Below are 539 nucleotides of genomic sequence, written 5' to 3' on the forward strand. Positions count from 1 at the left end.
GCACCAGCGCGACAATGCGCGTCTGCTCGACACGCTGAAGCACCTGCGCGATATCGGCAACACGGTGATCGTCGTCGAGCATGACGAGGACGCCATCCTGCATGCCGACTATGTCGTCGACATCGGCCCGGCCGCCGGCATCCACGGCGGCCGCATCATCGCGCAAGGCACGCCGCAGCAGATCATGGCGACGCCCGCCTCGATCACCGGCAAGTACCTGTCCGGCGAGCTCGAAGTGGCGACGCCCGCGGTGCGCCGCGAAGCCAAGAAGAACCGGCGCATCAAGGTGGTCGGCGCGCGCGGCAACAATCTGAAGAACGTCACGGCCGAAATCCCGCTCGGCACCTTCACCGCGGTCACCGGCGTGTCGGGCGGCGGCAAGTCGACCTTCCTGATCGAGACGCTGTTCAAGGCGGCCTCGCGCCGCATCATGGGCTCGCGCGAGCATCCGGCCGAGCACGACCGCATCGAGGGGCTGGAATTCCTCGACAAGGTCATCGACATCGACCAGTCGCCGATCGGCCGCACGCCGCGCTCCA

At 67.5% G+C, this 539-nt stretch carries 1 pseudogene; it reads left to right on the forward strand.

The features are described from left to right. A pseudogene (locus tag EOA28_RS37975) lies at positions 1–539 on the forward strand (excinuclease ABC subunit A); the annotation flags it as partial.

Origin of the sequence: Mesorhizobium sp. M2A.F.Ca.ET.067.02.1.1, from assembly GCF_004023285.1 — a bacterium.
Classification (GTDB): Bacteria; Pseudomonadota; Alphaproteobacteria; order Rhizobiales; family Rhizobiaceae; genus Mesorhizobium.